Origin of the sequence: Paraburkholderia sp. SEWSISQ10-3 4 (assembly GCF_030464785.1) — a bacterium.
GTDB lineage: Bacteria > Pseudomonadota > Gammaproteobacteria > Burkholderiales > Burkholderiaceae > Paraburkholderia > Paraburkholderia aspalathi.
Genome location: NZ_JALPRI010000006.1, coordinates 89,906 through 107,380 on the forward strand (window position 1 = coordinate 89,906; position 17,475 = coordinate 107,380).

Annotated in this window: 16 protein-coding genes and 1 pseudogene; 13 read left to right on the plus strand and 4 right to left on the minus strand. The window is 61.6% G+C overall.

Annotated elements, in window-relative coordinates; translation table 11 throughout:
* The 5 genes and pseudogenes from M0D68_RS15320 to M0D68_RS15340 form a co-directional block, all read left to right on the plus strand.
* Positions 1–366, plus strand: coding sequence for a (2Fe-2S)-binding protein (locus M0D68_RS15320; RefSeq protein WP_093647361.1), 366 nt, complete (start codon positions 1–3; stop codon positions 364–366).
* Entirely contained in the window at positions 356–1,762 is a 1,407-nt protein-coding gene (locus M0D68_RS15325) for an FAD/NAD(P)-binding oxidoreductase (protein WP_256456614.1), read from the plus strand. Before M0D68_RS15320 ends, M0D68_RS15325 begins: the two co-directional genes overlap by 11 nt.
* Positions 1,755–2,921: an FAD-binding oxidoreductase gene (locus M0D68_RS15330; protein WP_256456615.1), complete on the plus strand. Its 1,167-nt coding sequence runs from the start codon at positions 1,755–1,757 to the stop codon at positions 2,919–2,921. Before M0D68_RS15325 ends, M0D68_RS15330 begins: the two co-directional genes overlap by 8 nt.
* Positions 2,922–3,000: 79 nt before the next feature.
* Positions 3,001–3,354, plus strand: a complete 354-nt coding sequence (locus M0D68_RS15335; protein ID WP_256456616.1) for a RidA family protein — start codon at positions 3,001–3,003, stop codon at positions 3,352–3,354.
* Between the two features lie 1,106 nt (positions 3,355–4,460).
* Positions 4,461–5,765, plus strand: a pseudogene (locus tag M0D68_RS15340) (collagen-like triple helix repeat-containing protein); the annotation flags it as partial.
* A gap of 320 nt (positions 5,766–6,085) precedes the next feature.
* Here the strand turns inward: M0D68_RS15340 and M0D68_RS15345 are convergent.
* Entirely contained in the window at positions 6,086–6,457 is a 372-nt protein-coding gene (locus M0D68_RS15345; protein ID WP_093644093.1) for a helix-turn-helix domain-containing protein, read from the minus strand.
* Between the two features lie 98 nt (positions 6,458–6,555).
* Here M0D68_RS15345 and M0D68_RS15350 point away from each other — a divergent pair, with 98 nt between their 5' ends.
* Together M0D68_RS15350 and M0D68_RS15355 are read left to right on the plus strand one after the other, a co-directional pair.
* Positions 6,556–7,305, plus strand: coding sequence for an SDR family NAD(P)-dependent oxidoreductase (locus M0D68_RS15350; protein ID WP_200621484.1), 750 nt, complete (start codon positions 6,556–6,558; stop codon positions 7,303–7,305).
* A 29-nt stretch (positions 7,306–7,334) separates the two neighbouring features.
* Entirely contained in the window at positions 7,335–7,604 is a 270-nt protein-coding gene (locus tag M0D68_RS15355; RefSeq protein ID WP_266224727.1) for a hypothetical protein, read from the plus strand.
* Between the two features lie 248 nt (positions 7,605–7,852).
* Here the strand turns inward: M0D68_RS15355 and M0D68_RS15360 are convergent, their stop codons facing one another.
* Positions 7,853–8,236, minus strand: a complete 384-nt coding sequence (locus M0D68_RS15360) for a hypothetical protein (protein WP_200621485.1) — start codon at positions 8,234–8,236, stop codon at positions 7,853–7,855.
* 242 nt (positions 8,237–8,478) lie between these two features.
* On the opposite strand from M0D68_RS15360, the gene M0D68_RS15365 reads away from it, so the two are divergent.
* The 4 genes from M0D68_RS15365 (at position 8,479) to M0D68_RS15380 (ending at position 12,666) form a co-directional block, all read left to right on the plus strand.
* Entirely contained in the window at positions 8,479–8,931 is a 453-nt protein-coding gene (locus tag M0D68_RS15365; RefSeq protein ID WP_266224729.1) for an Hsp20/alpha crystallin family protein, read from the plus strand.
* Between the two features lie 24 nt (positions 8,932–8,955).
* Positions 8,956–9,363 (plus strand): Hsp20/alpha crystallin family protein, encoded by a 408-nt coding sequence (locus M0D68_RS15370; protein WP_200621487.1) that lies wholly within the window; start codon positions 8,956–8,958, stop codon positions 9,361–9,363.
* Positions 9,364–9,496: 133 nt separating this feature from the next.
* Positions 9,497–10,060: an Hsp20/alpha crystallin family protein gene (locus tag M0D68_RS15375; RefSeq protein ID WP_200621496.1), complete on the plus strand. Its 564-nt coding sequence runs from the start codon at positions 9,497–9,499 to the stop codon at positions 10,058–10,060.
* A gap of 635 nt (positions 10,061–10,695) precedes the next feature.
* Entirely contained in the window at positions 10,696–12,666 is a 1,971-nt protein-coding gene (locus tag M0D68_RS15380) for a lytic transglycosylase domain-containing protein (RefSeq protein ID WP_093647352.1), read from the plus strand.
* 335 nt (positions 12,667–13,001) lie between these two features.
* Here the strand turns inward: M0D68_RS15380 and M0D68_RS15385 are convergent, their stop codons facing one another.
* A complete protein-coding gene (locus M0D68_RS15385) occupies positions 13,002–13,883 on the minus strand; it encodes a LysR family transcriptional regulator (protein WP_266224730.1) in 882 nt (293 codons plus the stop codon).
* Between the two features lie 356 nt (positions 13,884–14,239).
* On the opposite strand from M0D68_RS15385, the gene M0D68_RS15390 reads away from it, so the two are divergent.
* Positions 14,240–15,013: an SDR family oxidoreductase gene (locus M0D68_RS15390; protein ID WP_200652897.1), complete on the plus strand. Its 774-nt coding sequence runs from the start codon at positions 14,240–14,242 to the stop codon at positions 15,011–15,013.
* A 300-nt stretch (positions 15,014–15,313) separates the two neighbouring features.
* Here M0D68_RS15390 and M0D68_RS15395 read toward each other — a convergent pair whose 3' ends face one another.
* A complete protein-coding gene (locus M0D68_RS15395; RefSeq protein ID WP_256456625.1) occupies positions 15,314–16,774 on the minus strand; it encodes an efflux transporter outer membrane subunit in 1,461 nt (486 codons plus the stop codon).
* A gap of 76 nt (positions 16,775–16,850) precedes the next feature.
* Here M0D68_RS15395 and M0D68_RS15400 point away from each other — a divergent pair, with 76 nt between their 5' ends.
* Complete coding sequence (locus M0D68_RS15400; protein WP_266224731.1) at positions 16,851–17,468, plus strand: TetR/AcrR family transcriptional regulator; 618 nt, start codon at positions 16,851–16,853, stop codon at positions 17,466–17,468.
* The last annotated feature ends 7 nt before the right edge of the window (positions 17,469–17,475 follow it).

A 17,475-nucleotide genomic window follows, 5' to 3' on the forward strand; every position in this document is an offset into this window, starting at 1 on the left:
ATGACTTCGCAATCGACCCACACCCTCTTCAAGCCACTAGCGGACGCGCAAGGCACAGCCGCCGCGAACGTCGACATCCTGTTCAACGATCAGCCGCTCACCGTGCCCGGCGGCCGGTCCGTCGCGGCCGCCCTGCTCGCGTCGGGCGTCTCGCGCTTTCGTGCGACACCCGTGTCCGGCGCACCGCGCGCGCCCTTCTGCATGATGGGCGCGTGCTTCGAATGCCTCGTCGAAATAGACGGCGTGCCGAGTCGCCAGAGCTGCATGGTGGAAGTGAAGGCCGGCATGCGGATTCGCTCGCAGGAAGGCGCGCGCGACCTGCCGCCCGTGACTGACGCACCGCTGGAGAACATACATGGCCGCTGATTTCGCTTCTGAAACTGTCGACGTCGTTGTGGTCGGCGCCGGTCCCGCAGGCATGAGCGCGGCGACGCGCACCGCGCGCGCAGGCCTCAAAACCGTATTGATCGACGAACAGGACGCCGTGGGCGGCCAGATCTATCGCGGCATTGGCCGCGCCGACGCGCGTCGAAAGGAAATTCTCGGTCCGGACTACGCAGCGGGTGCCGCCACTGCCGACGCGTTCGTCGCTTCCGGCGCGCGCCACGTGACCAACGCGAGCGTGTGGCAAGTCACGCGCGAGCGCGGCGTCAATTATCTGAAGGACGGCAAGATTGGCAGCTTCGACGCACAGCGCGTGATTCTCGCGAGCGGCGCGTTGGAGCGGCCCTTTCCGATTCCCGGCTGGACGCTGCCCGGGGTGCTGACCGCGGGCGCGGCGCAGATTCTCCTGAAAAGCGCGGGCGAAGTGCCCGCCGCGCCGCCTGTGCTGGCGGGCTGCGGCCCCCTGCTCTATCTGCTGGGCTGGCAATACGTGCGCGCCGGCGTGCCGATTCGCGCGCTGGTCGACACCACGCGTCATGAAGATCGCTGGCGCGCCAAGCGTCATGTGTTTGCGGCGCTGCGCGCGTGGCCGTTCCTCTCCAAAGGCTTGCAACTGATCCGCACGCTGCGCGAAGCCGGCGTGCCGATCTTCGAGGCGGCAGACGATCTGCGTGTGGAAGGGTGCATCGGCACGGATCACGTCGAGCGCGCCGCCGCGCTTCACTTCACGACCCAAAGCACGGCGCATCGCATTGAAGCCGACGTGATCTTGCTGCACCAGGGCGTCGTGCCGAACACGCAATTCACGCAGGCGCTACGCGCCACGCACCGCTGGGACAACGGGCAACTCTGCTTTACGCCGCAAGTCGATGCGTGGGGCGAACTCGACGTGCCGGGCATCTTCGTGGCGGGCGATTGCGCGGGGATCGGCGGCGCGCAGGCCGCGGCATTACAGGGGTCGCTCGCGGGGCTCGCGGCCGCCACGCAACTGGACGCCATCACCGCCTCGCTTCGCGATACCGAGGCCACTCAGCATCGCCGCGCGCTCGCCGACGTCATGCGCATCCGGCCGTTTCTGGACAGCCTCTATCGTCCGCGCGACATCAACCGCATTCCGCGCGACGAGACCATTGTGTGCCGTTGCGAGGAGGTCACCGCGGGCGAGTTGCGCAAGTTCGTCGAGCTGGGCTGTGTGGGACCGAATCAGGCGAAGTCTTTCGGACGCTGCGGAATGGGACCGTGCCAGGGCCGCATGTGCGGTCTCACGGTGACGGAAGTGATCGCCGAAGCGCGCCGCGTCTCGCCCGCCGAAGTGGGCTATTACCGCATCCGGCCGCCGATCAAGCCGCTCACGCTCGGAGAACTCGCTGGTGAATGACACCACCAACCTTCACGAAGTCGATGTCCTTATAGTGGGTGGTGGACTGCACGGCACCAGCAGCGCGTTCCACATGGCGCGGCGTGGCGCGAAGGTGATCGTGCTCGAAGCCGACTACGTCGCGCGTCATTCGTCGGGCGTGAACGCGGGCGGCGTGCGCACGCTGGGCCGCCCGTTGCCCGAGATTCCGCTCGCGTTGATGTCGCGCGAAATCTGGTATCGGATGAGCGATCTGCTCTGCGAGGATGGGGGCTTCGTCCCGTCCGGCCAGCTGAAAATTGCCGAAACCGATGACGAACTCGAAGCGTGCCGCCAGCGCGTCGCGTTGCTCGAATCGCATGGATTCACGCACGAGAAAGTGATCGACCGCGAGTCCGTGCTGGAACTCGAGCCAGCGCTTGCGCGGCACGTGACGGGCGGCATCTGGGTGGAGCGCGACGGCTTCGCACTGCCCTATCGGACAACGACTGCCTTCCGACTCGCCGCGCAAAGACTGGGCGCGCGCTTTCTGGAAGGCACGCCGGTGCGCCGCATCGAACAGCGCGGCACGCGGTGGTTCGCGGTGACATCGCGTGGCACGTTCAGCGCGGAAAAACTGTTGGTCACCGCGGGCGCGTGGTCCGGCGAACTCACGAAGCAGGTGGGTGAACCGGTTCCGGTGCACCCCGAAGGTTTGATGCTGATGGTCACGCATCGTGTCGCGCCCTTCTGTCGCGCGACGCTTGGCGCAACGGGCAGGCCGCTGTCGTTCAAGCAATTCGACAACGGCACGGTGGTGATCGGCGGCAAACTGATCGGTATCGCGGACCTCGCGAATCGTCACGGCGAAGTGGATTTCGCCCGCCTCGTGCGCAGCGCGCGAACCGTGACCGATCTGTTTCCGCACCTGCGCAATCTCGGTGTAAATCGCGCGTGGGCCGGCGTCGAAGCCTTCACCGAGGATGAATTGCCGGTGATCTCCGCGAGCCGCAAGGCGTCGAATCTGTATTACTCGTTTGGCTATTGCGGCAGCGGCTTTCAGTTGGGGCCAGGCTGCGGCAAGCTCGTGTCCGAACTGATACTCGACGGCGCGCCATCGATCCCGCTCGATGCGTTCGCTATCGATCGCTTCGGCCGCGACTCGTCGTTTTCACGCACTGCGCAACTGGTCACGCACTAATCGCTTTCTTTTTTTGCTCCGTCACGCGCATTGAGTCGGCGCGCGACGGTTTCGTTCGACTTCTACTGGAGAGATGTTCATGACCGATATCGTTCGTATCGAAACCAATCAGCGTATGAGCCGCGTCGTCAAAGCCGGTGGCCTCGTGTTCGTTGGCGGCCAGACGTCGGCCGATCACGCACCCGACGTGAAGGTTCAGACCGCGAAAGTACTGGAGAAGATCGACGACTTTCTGGAGAAAGCTGGCATCGACAGGACGCGTCTGGTTTCCGCGCAGGTCTGGCTTTCGGACATTAGCCGCGATTTCGCCGGTATGAACGAAGTATGGGACGCATGGGTTCCGCAAGGCTGCGCACCAACACGTGCGACAGTGCAGGCGAAATTGGCCGCGCCCGAGTTGCTTGTCGAGATTGCTGTCGTGGCGCTTGCTTGAGGTGCGCTGTTAGTGCCTCAGGCTGGTTCGGCTCTTCGCTGGTCGACTGGCCTACGGAAATGTTGGAAGCGAGTTCCGCAGGCGAGCGCGCCGGTGAGTGCATTGAGTGGCCGGCTGGCTGCTCAATGCGTTTTTCTGCAGTCGACCCTGAAGGGACGTTCGAATTGATCGACAACGGACATTCGCCCGGATGCCACAACTAGCCCGAACGGTACGCCAGTCTGCAATGCGGGCAAGGAAGCAACCGCATCGGGTGCTTGAGCGCCTACGACGGCGAACGTCCACACCCGTTTAGGTGTGTTCGACACCTGCCCTTGCCTGCTGCCGCGTGAGCGCACGCATGACGCATGCGAGCAGGCGTCGAACAATCCTAAACGAACTGAGCCGGTCGTCGTCAGGCAAAGTCGTCGACCATCAACCGTCGATCGCAATCGGCTCTTAAACGACTGTTCATTATTGAAGAACAGCTGCCTCGGGGGAAACGCAGATGTGTGAAAACCGCTCCGCACGTTACGTTACGTTCGAGGTTTGGAAGACAATGTTCCGCACCACACTGGCATTCAAGATCGCGACGCGCGGGAATCGATCGCCTGCGCGCCCTTGATTTGCTGACCTTTCTTATGCACCGCACGGTGCGCTCCCCATATGGTATGACCTTTGCAGTCACAACCCCAGGATTTTCATCACCGGGGGGTGCAAGCATGAATCGCAATTTCAAAATGACGACGATCGCCATGTGCGTGTCGTCACTGATGGTTCTTCAAGGTTGTGGATCGACATTGACCACGAAGTCGCCAACGCTTGGCAATGGTTCGGGAAGCGGCGCCATCACAGGTACAGGCGGCGGGTCCGGCAGTGGTTCGGGAGGAGGGGCGGGGTCCGGTACAGGTTCCGGATCGGGGTCCGGCTCAGGTAACGGCACGCCTACGCCTACGCCTACGCCTACGCCTACGCCGACGCCGACGCCTACACCCACGCCGACGCCGACGCCCACGCCTACGCCAACGCCAACGCCCACGCCCACGCCTACACCCACGCCGACGCCTACGCCTACGCCCACGCCCACGCCCACGCCTACGCCTACGCCTACGCCTACGCCAACGCCCACGCCGACGCCGACGCCCACGCCCACGCCCACGCCCACGCCCACGCCGACGCCGACGCCGACGCCGACGCCTACGCCGACACCCACGCCGTCGAGCGCGAACCCACTCGGCGTCGTGGTGCAGAACACCGGCAATGTCGTCACTGCGGCCGGCCAGACTGTCTCGGCCATCGGCAGCCAGATCGGTCTCACGCCGATCCCTGGCGGCAACACCGCTACCGCCACAGCGCTCGGCAGTGTGGTTTCGAATCTCGGCGCCGGAGTGTCCGCACTCGGCGCGGGCGCTTTCAACGGTCTCGGCCAGCTAGGGAACTCGACCGACCCTCTCGGTACCACCCTCGCCAGCAGCGGCAACCTGGTCTATGACGCCGGCCAGGCCGTCAATAGCGCCGGACAGCTCGTGACCAGCCTCGGCAGCGGTCCGACTGCTCCGCTCAGCCCCCTGACGGCCCCGCTCGGTAGCACGATCTCAACCGTGGGCACCGCCGTCAGCAGCCTGGGCACGCAACTCGGCTCGACGCTCACTAACGGCCCGGTGCAGCAGCTCACGCAGACCCTCAGCACTGCAATCACGCCAATCACCGCGACGCTCGCGCAGACCACCCAGACCGTCGGCGACACGACCGGTTTGGGTAAGCCGCTCAATGGACTGCTGTCGACCATCGGCCACGGCCTCGACACTGCGGGCGGCCAGATCGGCAGCGCCACGGGTAATCCGATCGGCAAGAACCTGGGTAACGTCGTGACCCAGTTGGGCAATACGGTTACCTCGGTCGGCGGCCTGCTGACCACAGGTGGCTCGGGCAGCGGTAATCCGCTCGGCGGCCTGACCGGCATCCTCAATCCGGGCGGCAGTTCGTCCGGCAATCCGCTGGCACCGCTCACCAACATCCTCACTTCGCTGCCCGGCACGCTGACGGGCGGACTTGGCAGTATTGGCGGCTCGACCAATCCACTCGCACCTCTGGCCGGCACCCTGACTTCGCTGACCTCTTCGCTGACCAGCATGGTCGGAGGACCTGGCAATCCATTAGCGCCGCTCACCGGCGTGGCCATCTCGGCAAGCGTCGCGCTGAACGGCGCGACAGGCAGCGCCAACAACCCGCTAGTACCAGCGACGTCAGTAGCATCATCGTCGACAGGCGCGCTACACGCCTCAGGCGGTTCAGGTGGGTCCGGCACGACCAACCTGCTCGCGCCCGTGACCGGCCTCGTCAACGCCCTGACGAGTGCGCTTGGCGGCGCCAGCGGAGGAACGTCCGGGTCATCCAGCGCCGTGCTCGGTGGGCTGACATCAAGGAAGTAACGAAGGAACCACGCATCGGGGAAAACGGCGGACCGGGCAACCGGGCCGCCGATCCGCGTAGCACTGGACCATCATGGCTTTGCTAGCCATCGAACTATTGGCGCGCGGGACAGAAATGGTTGCCTGTAGCCGAAGGTCGTTGATAGGCCACACAGAGCCTGATGCGATCGGCAGAAGTCGACCCTCTACGGCCCTTCGGCTACCTGACCACGAGTGTCCGCGCAGAGACCAATATGGGTTCATTGCAGCAAATCCTGACGAAACGAATGGCGCCAGGCTAACTGACGCAGCGTCAGCGTGAGTCCACGCCGGAGCCGCCACTAATCTTGACCGACATCGGCATCCGCGGGTGTCTGTCGGCGTAAGGCGATTCGCTCGACGTCGCGCATATGCTCGGTACCCCAAACGCAAAGGGGACCAAGCGCCTTCGCCAGCGAACGCCCAAAAGGCGTGAGAGAGTACTCAACCTTTGGCGGAATCTCTTTGTAGTCGACGCGCTCTATTACCTCATCCATCTGCAACTCTTTCAGTTGCTGAATCAACACTTTATCGCTGACGCTACCCACCGCGCGCCTCAGCTCACCATATCGATGCACACCATGCGCCAGATGAAACAACACCAGCGGTTTCCATTTCCCGCCAAGGACTGCCAGCGCGGCGTCAAGCCCACAGTTAAAGGTAATCGTAGCCATTCTGCTGCCTCTCTCATGGTACTTACCAAAAGGTAAATACTATCCAGATGAATGGTGCAGGTCTACTGTGTGACTTCTGATTCCAACCGGAGGTGCACATGAGCAGGTTAGAAGGAAAAGTCGCAGTGGTGACAGGTGGTAGCAGTGGTATTGGACTGGCGGCTGCCACGCGATTCGCAGCGGAAGGGGCGGAGGTTGTTATCGTTGGTCGTCGCCAGGAAGAATTGGACAACGCGCTCAAAGCCATCGGGTCTCGCGCGACCGCTGTCCAAGGCGATGTCTCCCACCTGGACGACCTCGATCGAATCTTCGCCAAAGTAGAGGCCACAAAAGGACGAATCGACATATTGTTCGCTAATGCCGGACTGGGCGGCACGCAGCCGATCGGCTCCATCACCGAAGCATCGTTCGATACGATTTTCGGTGTGAACGTCAAGGGGACGCTGTTCACCGTACAGAAAGCGCTGCCGTTAATGAAGCAAGGCGGATCGATCATCCTCACCGGATCGACGACTGGCTCGATGGGCGCACCAGCGTTCAGTGTCTACAGCGCCTCGAAGGCAGCAGTCCGCAATCTTGCAAGGAGCTGGGCGTGGGATTTAAAGGGCACGGGGATTCGCGTGAACGTCCTTTCGCCGGGTCCAACCGAAACGCCTGGTCTGCTCAACGGTTTGGCGCGCTCAGGCCAGCAAGAAGCCGCTGCAGCAGCCCTGATTGCACGGGTTCCTATCGGACGCATGGGGAAACCGGACGAACTCGCTGCCGCCGCCCTGTTTCTTGCCTCCGATGAGAGCAGCTTCATGACGGGAAGTGAATTGTTCGCTGATGGCGGGTACGCGCAGGTCTAAGGAACGCGCAAGTCCGGCGGGAGGATTTGTTGTCTCAGGCGGTCGATATTTATCGAAGCGATGAAATCCCCGAATTCGCGGCTCTCGCCGGCTCACGTGCCTTGCGCGAAGATGACGCCGACAGCTTGCAGGGTAACTCTCGCGAGGCACAATGCGGGCCACGCGAGTTGGACATCGCTGTCTTGCGCGCGACCCAAAGGCTGCGGCAGCGCGGCGTGTATCCGGTAGAAAGCGGACGCTCAATGGCCTTCGATGACCGGCTGTTTGTGGCCGCACTGAGCCGGACGGCGACTGGCTAAGGTCGACCCGGAGCGGCCACCGAGTTTTCTGCAAAGCAGCCATTCGGAATCAAGACGGACTCGCCCAGACAGCAAGACCGCCGGCATTACGTTAGGTCGTCGTCGGCTGAACGGTGGAAAACGGGTGACGCGTCCCGTGACTGCGACCCGCTGCCCCAAATAGGGCAGCAGAAGCAAACGATCCGGTAGGCCAGCCTTCCCGTGCTTATGCATCGCGGCTCCTGCGGCCAAGCGCAATAGCCCGAAGATCACTGGATTGGCGGCACCACGCCCAGTTTCTCGGCCAGCATGCGCTCATACACGCCGAAGTGCAGGTCGACTTCCTCCTGACTTACTGTCGTCACGATGATGTTCACTTGATCCGGCAGCACGCCGAGCACCATCGCAATCGCCGCTTCCAGTTGCGGCGCACAAACGCGGTCTTCGGTAAGTGTCGTGCCGACAGCGATATCGTAGGTTTGTTCGTGCTGGAAGACGATCTCGACCAGCCGCGCGCGGGCGCTCATGTTGTTGTCGATCGCGAGTTGCACGACCTCCGCCACGCTGCGCATCAATTCCGTCGGAAAGCCTCTGGTCGAGCGCAGCCGGACGCGGTGTCTGCCAAGCGTGAGCCAGTCTGAATCGAATTCCATGGTGTCCTCCGGTTCCGTTGCAACGCACCGCGATAATAGGATTTGGCAGGCGATTTTCAAGACCGGAATTTCACTACCGCCCCTTGAAATTTTCACCGTAGGTTCTATCTTTGATTTCGCTCAGGCAGATGCGCCGGTCACATCCGGTGCGCTGCGTGTTTCGATTTGTTTGCCAGCGGCCTGGCAGGCGGACTGGAGCGCGTAGGCCCGTTCGCCTCCTCGCTGCATCGAAGGAGGATACGATGAGTGATCTCTTTTCCGGAACCGACCTGTTCAGTGAGTTTGACCGTCTGCAGCGGCAGGTGGACAGCCTGTTCGGCGGTTTTCCGTCCAGCATCCGCTCGGGCCGCTTCGGGGCCTTTCCGCAGCTGAACATCGGTACGACTGACGACTCAATCGAAATCGTCGCGTTCGCGCCCGGTCTGAAGCTGGCCGAACTCGACGTGTCGATCGACAAGGGCCTGCTGACAATCAGCGGTGAGCGCAAGCCCGCCCAGACCGGCAGCGATGACAAAACCCGGGACGACACCCGCACCTATGCACAGGAGCGGTTCAGCGGCAGTTTCCGGCGCGTGATCGAGCTGCCGCAGAATGCGGACCCCGACAAGGTGCAGGCGCGCTACACCAACGGTTGCCTGTCGATCTGCGTGGGCAAGCGTGAAGCGTCGAAGCCGCGAGCCATTACCGTCCAGTAATGTCAGCCATTCAAGGAGCAAGCCATGAACGACAGGACACAGGTCGCTGAGCGCGACCAGAGCGCGGTAGCACGACGCGAGGGTGACCAGCCGGCGCGGCGGACGACGCTCGCACCGGCAGTCGACGTGTTCGAGGACAGCCAGGGCATCACGCTGTGGGCGGACCTGCCAGGCGTCGCAAAGGACAAACTCGACGTGAAGGTGCACGACGGCAATCTTTATATCGAGGCCGAAGCAGTTGTGCCGACGCCCGCCGGTCTGCGGCTGCAGCACGCCGAGATCCGGGAACCGCATTTCGCGCGCGCGTTCTCGCTGAGCCCGGACTTCGACACATCGAAGATCGATGCAAACCTGCAGGACGGCGTGCTGAAGCTGACGATTCCGCGTCGCGACGAAGCACGGCCGCGGCGGATCGAGGTGCAGACCAACTAAGTCCGGAAGGCCCGCAACGATGACAGGAGAAAAACCGGTGGCGGCTGCGAGGTCGCCACCACCCGGGCCCGTCGAGGCGCAGATGCAGATCGTCACGCTCCGGTTCTCCTGCCAGACCGTCGAGGAGCATAAGATGAACACCGATCCGAAAAAGTGGAACCCTTTCAAATTTCTCCGCGGTTCAGGACGCAAGCCCGAGGCGGACAGTGCGCAAAGCCCGCCGGACAGCGAACCGTCACGTGTTCCGTGGCCCGACATTTCGCGACTTTTTCCCCGTGATCCGTGGCGTGCGATGGAGGATTTCTTTCATGATCCGTTCGCGGCGCGCGGCGCGCTCGAACGATGGTTTGGCGACTTCAGTTCATCGCGTTTCCAGCCGCGCATCGACGTGGTCGACGAGGGAAAGATACTGCGCGTGACCGTCGAACTGCCAGGCATGGAGCGGGAGGACTTGACCATTAGCGTCGAGGACGGAGCGTTGGTATTGCGTGGCGAAAAGAAGCAGGATGTGCACAGTGAGGAAGACGGCTGCTATCGACTTGAACGCGCATATGGAGCCTTCACGCGCACAATCCCGATGCCGGAAAATGCCGATCCCGACCACGCTCTCGCAAAGTTTGACAAGGGCGTCCTGACGTTGACGGTGCCGAAACAGGAGCAGCAGCGATCCACGAGCCGCACGATCGATATTGGCTAACGTTGGCTGGCGACGTGGCGATTGCGAATTGAATCAATGGGAGTAGCCCGGGTGGTCAGCTCAGCTGGAAACTACGCTCTAAAAATGCGAGCCGGCCGCCGGTTCACCAGGCGTCACGGCCTTTGACGATGTAGATCACAAACTCGGCCACGTTCGTCGATCGCGACTTCCATCCGACTAGCCAAGGTCTCGGCTGTGCCCCCCGCGCTCGCTGCCTGGCTACCGTGGTTGGGTCCAACAACTACCTCACTCGCAGCACTCGTGAGCTCTATCCGCGCTGGTCAGTCAAGAGTCTTTCTCGACATAAGCGGAGGAATCTCCACCCAGGTGGGTGCCCGTTTTCATTTAGTCCTCGCTGCACTTTGACGACCCTCCGCTCCAAAACCACCCAGAAGCGAGCATCCCGGCCAGAACGACCAACGCCGCGTTCAAGACCTTCTGGATCGCATTGCCGAATCCAGCTCCCGGCCCACGCTACGAAACAGCGGACACGCAAGTGCCGATGTGCCCCAGGCATCCGGCTCGCAAAGAGCTGAATTGCGGGTTGAGTCCTGTCTTTTTCGAAGCTTCGCTTCGAAGGGTAGCGGCCTAAGCTTTGGTTCAATGTTCTGCACTGAAACAACGAGAAAACAGCGATGTCCACACGACTTCACCGGGTGTCTCGCACGGTCGGCCTTGCCCTTGCCGCCGTGACATTGGTCATGTCTGGCACGGTGCTAGCCAGACATCCCACCCCGTTCACCTCGTTGTCCGCCGACGATCAGATTTTCATCAAGTTGCATGACGCTGCACGCGACAACGATCCCGCGCGCGCAGCGCACCTGGCAAGCTTGATTCCGAATTATCCGGCGCCGGCTTATCTCAGCTATTTCCAGATCAAGCCGCGTCTGTTCACCGGCGCGGGGCATGCGAATCTCGACGCGCCGGACGCACCGGTGCTGTCATTTCTGCAACGCTACGACGGACAGGCGATTGCCGACCGTCTGCGCAACGACTACCTTCGCGTGCTCGGGGCGCGCCACGACTGGCACGATTTCGATTCGCAATATTCAAAGTTCGTCCTGGACGACGACACGCAGGTGAAGTGCTATGCGCTCGAGTCCCGTGCCACGCGAGGCGAAAATGTGGCCAACGCGGCGCGGGCGCTGCTCGTCGAGCCGAACTGGTACGGTGACGGCTGCGTCGATCTGATCACCGCGCTCGTCCGTAACCAGCAGTTCACTCCGGACGATGGGTGGCAGCTGATTCGCCAGGCCTATGAACAGGGCGCGAGGACGACAGGCGGCAGACTGGTCGATGCGCTGGGCGCGGCGCGCCCGGATCAGCGGCTCCTCGAGCAGGCGACGAACCAGCCACGCCTGTTGCTCGCGAAAGGCATCCAGCTGGACGCAGCGTCCCATCAACTCGCGCTGCTCGCCATCACACAGTTGGCGGTCGGCGATCCGGAGGCCGCCGAGGCCACCTTCACCGCAATCGCACCGTCGCTCACCCTGGCAGAACGGGCTATCGGTTGGGGCACGATCGCCTATCAGGCGGTGCTCAGGCAGCTACCGGGCGCGGTGAACTGGTACCGGCTGTCGGCGAACGCGCCCCTGTCGAGTCAGGCCTACGAGTGGCGCACGCGCAGCGCGCTGCTGGCCGGGGATTGGACAATGGTGCGCTGGTCGATCGAGCAGATGCCGGCCGCGCTGCGCGCACAGCCAGCATGGGTCTACTGGTACGCGCGCGCGTTGAAGCAGAGCAGCGAGGTGGCGGCAGCCGACCAGGAATTCCGAACGATCGCGGGTAACTACACCTTCTATGGCCAGTTGGCCTCCGAGGCACTCGGCCGGCAGATCGTGATCCCGCCGCAGACCAAGGTGACCGACGAAGAAGTTGAGCGGGCTGGCCGGACACCAGGCTTCGAGCTGGCAGAACGCTTTTACGCGCTGCACCTGCGTACGGAAGGCAACCGTGAGTGGAACTGGCAGCTACGCGGCATGACTGACCGACAACTGCTCGCAGTCGCCGAGTACGCGCGTCGCATCGAGCTTTATGACCGGGCTGTGAGCACTGCCGACAGGACGCAGACGGAACATGATTTTTCGCTGCGCTACCTGGCGCCATTCCGCACGATTGTCGAGCGCGATACGCGGTCCACCGGGTTCGACGTCGGATGGGCGTATGGCCTCATTCGCCAGGAGTCGCGCTTCATTATCAATGCGCGCTCGGAGGTTGGCGCGGGCGGCCTGATGCAGGTGATGCCGAACACCGCTGACATGGTCGCGAGGAAGATCGGGCTCGGTACGATCTCGCGGGCCAGGATGAACGACATCGACACGAACATCCTGCTTGGCACGTCCTATCTATCGATGATTTACAACCAGCTTGACCGTTCTGCCGTGCTCGCGACCGCCGGCTACAACGCCGGCCCTGGGCGCCCGCGTAAGTGGCAGGCCAACCTGCCGCGACCGGTGGAAGGCGCGATTTTCGCGGAGACAATTCCGTTTAACGAAACCCGCGACTACGTCAAGAATGTATTGTCGAACACGGTTTACTACGCGGCGCTGTTTGATGGCCACCCGCAATCGCTGACTGAGCGGCTTGGCCAAATCGAGCCCCGATGATATCGTCCGCAACGCTGATCCGTGGATCGCTCGGGTGCAGTAAGTGCGGCTGCATACGCGACACTGTATAACGATCAGTCGCCATGTCTTTCGAGCAGTATTGCCAGATTGTGGAGGGCATCCGCGTTCGGAGTACGACGGCCAGTCTCAGATCAAACCGGATGACAGTTGAACGACGGAAACGGTCGTTCGCACTCGAGAGGCATATGTCCGCTTTGGGGTTGTTCAACGGCCAGTCGGATCGGTGCGAATGCGGGGGCCTACCCGTTCAGTCGCTAACTTGACCATCCCTTCGCATGAACGGAGATCGTCATGGGCTATTTGCCACATGGTGCTCAAACACGCTGAGAGAGCGTTGTCACGAAGAAATCAGTTACCAGCCGCACACGGGCTGGTACAAACCTACGCTTTGGCCAGATGAGGCTGACGTCTCTCGCTTCATTCATAAACGGATCGAGCACGGTAACGATGTCTGGATGCTGGAGTTCACCTACCAACGACGCCCGGGAAAACATGCCTATGCCTATACCAGCAAGCACCCCGGAAAGAATCGTCTCCATACTGTTCGAAGAAAGATTACCGCTCACGGGCACGCTAAATTCTCCTTTTGGGCCGCCAAAAGCCCAATTCGTCATCTCGTTGTAGACAAGACAATTGTGATTGACAAGATCCTCCGGGACCGTGGGCGCCTCGTGTCGAGCAAAATAACGGCGAGACCCAACACATACCAATGAAGTGTCCGTCACCCGTTTCACCACCGCATCCGGATCGTGCACAGGACCGACTCTAATCGCTAAATCGATCCCGTCCGCAAGCAGATCTCGGACGCTGTCCGAAAGACCAAGATCCAACTTGATCTTCGGATGAAGTGCCAACAATTGTGGGATCAGCGGAAGGACATGAAGCCGGCCAAATGTAGAGGGCGCAGCGATCCTGACAAGACCGGAGACTTCCAGCGAGCTGCTGGTTAGCTCCCCGTCCGCTTCGTCCATTTCCTCGAGAAGCGGCTTGATACGGTCATAGTATTTTCGCCCTTGATCGGTCAACGTCACACTGCGCGTGCTCCTGTTGAAAAGCAGCACACCGAGCCGCTTCTCCAATGCACTGATGGATTTGCTCATTCCAGATTGCGAATCATCAAGCCGGCGCGCGGCAGCGGAAAAACCACCCGCTTCTACAACCGTGATGAAAGCGGTCAATTCATGAAATCGATCCATTCCATTTCCTTGGCGAGCTTGGCGGGGCTCGCATGAACCTTGCCAGGAATCGACTGCGGACCTCCCGGGGCAGATCGACCTATTCTTTCAAAGAATGGTACCTATGAAATATTTGCCCATTATCAATCTTAACCGACCAAATTAGTATCGATGCGTGCCCGATCGATGGGTCGAACGACAGCAGAAGCTAGCGTGGCAACACGTTTTTTACCAAAACAATGCGTCACAGCCGCCCAAGCCCATCGAGCACCTTGAAACCCCTGTTGGAAGGAACGCCGCTCATCGATTTTTTGGTCGATAAGTTGCGGCGCTTCCTGGATCAACAACAAAACTACTGATCAAATAGGACTAGAGCCATGAGCACCGCAATGAATCATCGAGAACATTCGTCACCGCCCTTACTGAGCCTCTCGGGAAAAAAAGTGGTGGTGGTTGGCGGGAAAACAGGAATTGGCCTTGGAATTGCGCAAGCGGCGTATGCAGCGGGTGCGTCCGTGATGGTCGCAAGTCGGCGTATCACCTCGGCGGAGGAACGTCGGGATTTGGCTAATTTCGAACAGGTGACCTTGGATATCTGCGATGAGGCAGCGGTGAGAAAGGCCTTTGACAACATAGGACCATTCGACCATCTCGCTGTCACAGCAGGGCCCGATTTGGGGACCTGGGGGACTTTCATGGACGACGATATGCGCGGCGTCCGAAGCTATATAGAAAATAAGTTCCTCGGCAGTTGGGCCTGTGCGCGTTATGCAGCGCCCCACCTGAGAGCCGGCGGCTCGATTACCTTCCTTACCGGTGGCTTGGCAGCGCGACATAAGAGCGGCTTCAGCGCTGTCACCTCTGCGTTTGTCGCGGTGGAATCTTTATCGGGCTCACTCGCACTCGAACTAGCCCCTACCCGAGTTAACACGATACGTCCCGGCTATGTCGACACAAACTTGTGGCGCGTCATGTCCGATAACGAGCGCGAGGCATTGAGAGCAAAAGTACGTGAGTCCTTTCCGGCGCGACACGCAGGCACAGCAGATGATATTGGACACGCTGCGCTGTTCCTGATGACCAACCCTTATGTAACCGGCACCGTCATCGAAGTATCCGGTGGTGAGAACCTGGTTCCCAGCGTTTTCTAACGAGAATCACGGCTTCTTTAGCTCCGGTCAAGGAAGGTAGCGCAGCGACCGCGGCCGCCCGCATCGAGGCCATGAAACGTTAGCTCTACGGCACTATCGATCGATAACGGACAGGGCCGCTTTGCGGATCCGTTTCCTTCAGTCAGGTCATTGCACTAGCTGTGGCCGTTCTCGAATTACCAACGGTCACTTGCCTGTCGTGCGCACTGCGCATCGGCAGGCGCGGAAACAGCGTCCCGACTGTCGGAGGAAGCCTCTGCAAACGAGCGGGCCAACTGCAGCCGGCCCAGGGTGGTGGTGCTATCGGCTTGCAACGGCCTGAGGATCGGCGGGTTGCCACCCCCCGCCGAGCGCTTTGAATGCGGCGATCGCTGCGCGCGCCGATTCTGTTTGCGCCTGCACCCGCTCGTCGGATGCGCTCAGCAAGTTCTGATCGGCCTGCAGGACTTCGATTAGGCTGACGACACCTTTCTGGTAGGCCGCAAACGAGGCGGCTCGCGCCCGGCCGAGCGAGCTCACACCCTGCGCGAGAACGGCGGCCTGCTCCTCGCGCTTCACGAGTGCAGAGAAAGAATTCTCGACGTCCTCCGTTGCGTGCAATGCGGCAAGCCGGTACGCGGCGAGCATCTCGGCGTCCTGGCCTTTGGCCTCATTGATCTGGGCATTGATGCGGCCGAAATCGAACAGACGCCAGCGCAGCCCCAGCAGACCAGCGGCCTGACCGGCGCCGCTACTGAACAGGTTGCCGCTGGCCACTGAAGTGGCGCTCCCGATCAGTCCACTGAGTGACAGCTTGGGGTAATACTCAGCGACTGCCACGCCGATACGCGCGTTCGATGCAGCAAGGCGGCGCTCGGCCACGATCAGATCGGGCCGACGCCTGAGCAACTCGCCAGGCGATCCGGTGCCTGCGATTCGCGGGGCGGCCGGGATATCGCCGCCCTCGATGAGTTCCGCCCGATGCGTGCCGGGCTGTGAGCCCAGCATCACATCCAGCGCGTTCATCGCCGCATCCAGGCCGGCCTCGAGGACCGGGATGGACGCCTGAACCTGCGCAAGCGCGCCTTCAGCCTGGCTCACCTGAAGGTCGGCCGCCAGGCCTTTCCCATACAGAAGCTCGATGGTCGAGAGCAGATCCTGCTGCGTCTGCAACTGCTTGCGGGCCACCTGCAGACGAGCCTGCAATCCACGGATGGTGATGTAGATGTCGGCGGTCTGTGCTGCCACAGCCAGGCGCGTAGCCACCTCGCCGGCCTCTGAAGCCTGATAGTCGGCAAGTGCCGCTTCCCGCCCGCGACGCAGGCCACCAAACACATCCAGTTCCCAACTCGCGTTGAAATTGGCCTCGTAGTCGTTACCGTAGCGATCGAAACCAGGCGTTGAGTTCAGGACACGTCCCAGCGGAGTTTCAACCGACTGGTAGACCCGGGCCGCCTGGCCACTAACATTGCCAGAAGGCAGCAGCGCGGCATTCGCCGCGCCAAGTCCTGCACGCGCCTGCACGACGCGAGCGGATGCCTGCGCGAGGTCGAGGTTCTGCTCCAGCGCAAGCGCGACGAATCGCGTCAGTTGCGGATCGCCGAAACCCGTCCACCACGTGACCAGGTCTGCGCTCGCCGCCGCCTGCCGGTGATCTACCGCAGCCTGGCCCTGGAAATGGTCCGGCATGGCTACATCGGGCCGGACATAGTCGGGGCCGACAGCGCAGGCCGCCGAGAGGCTGGCGACAATGACCGCAGCAAGGAGGTGTTTGGGTAGCATGAGCGTCTTAGCGAAGTTCCGGATGTGACTATAATACCAAATAGTCACTCGTTGTCCATTCCTGTATGCTATGCCCATGAAAAACACCACCACTTCCTCCGCCCCCGCGCGTGGCCCGGCTGATCACGAAGTGCGGGACCAGATCGTTGCCGCCGCCACCGAGCACTTCAGCCGGTATGGCTACGAGAAAACGACGGTCTCTGACCTTGCCAGGGCGATCGGGTTTTCCAAGGCCTACATCTACAAGTTCTTCGAATCCAAGCAGGCCATTGGCGAGATGATCTGCGTCAACTGCCTGCGCGAAATCGAAAGCGAGGTCCGGACAGCCGTCGCAGAGACCGATCTGCCGCCGGAGAAGCTGCGACGGATCTTCAAGGTCTTTACCGAAGCGAGCCTCAGGCTGTTTTTCCGGGACCGCAAGCTATACGAAATCGCAGCATCGGCCGCCACGGAAAACTGGCAGGCGGTGCAAGCCTATGAGGCACGTGTTCAGAAGCTGCTCCAGGAAGTTCTGCAGGAAGGTCGGCAAAGCGGAGACTTCGAACGCAAGACGCCGCTGGACGAAACCGCGATGGCAATCTACCTGGTGCTGCGCCCGTACCTCAACCCGCTACTCCTGCAGTACAACCGCGACACCACCGATATCGCGCCTGCGCAGCTGTCCAGCCTGGTTCTCCGAAGTCTGTCGCCCTGACGCGATC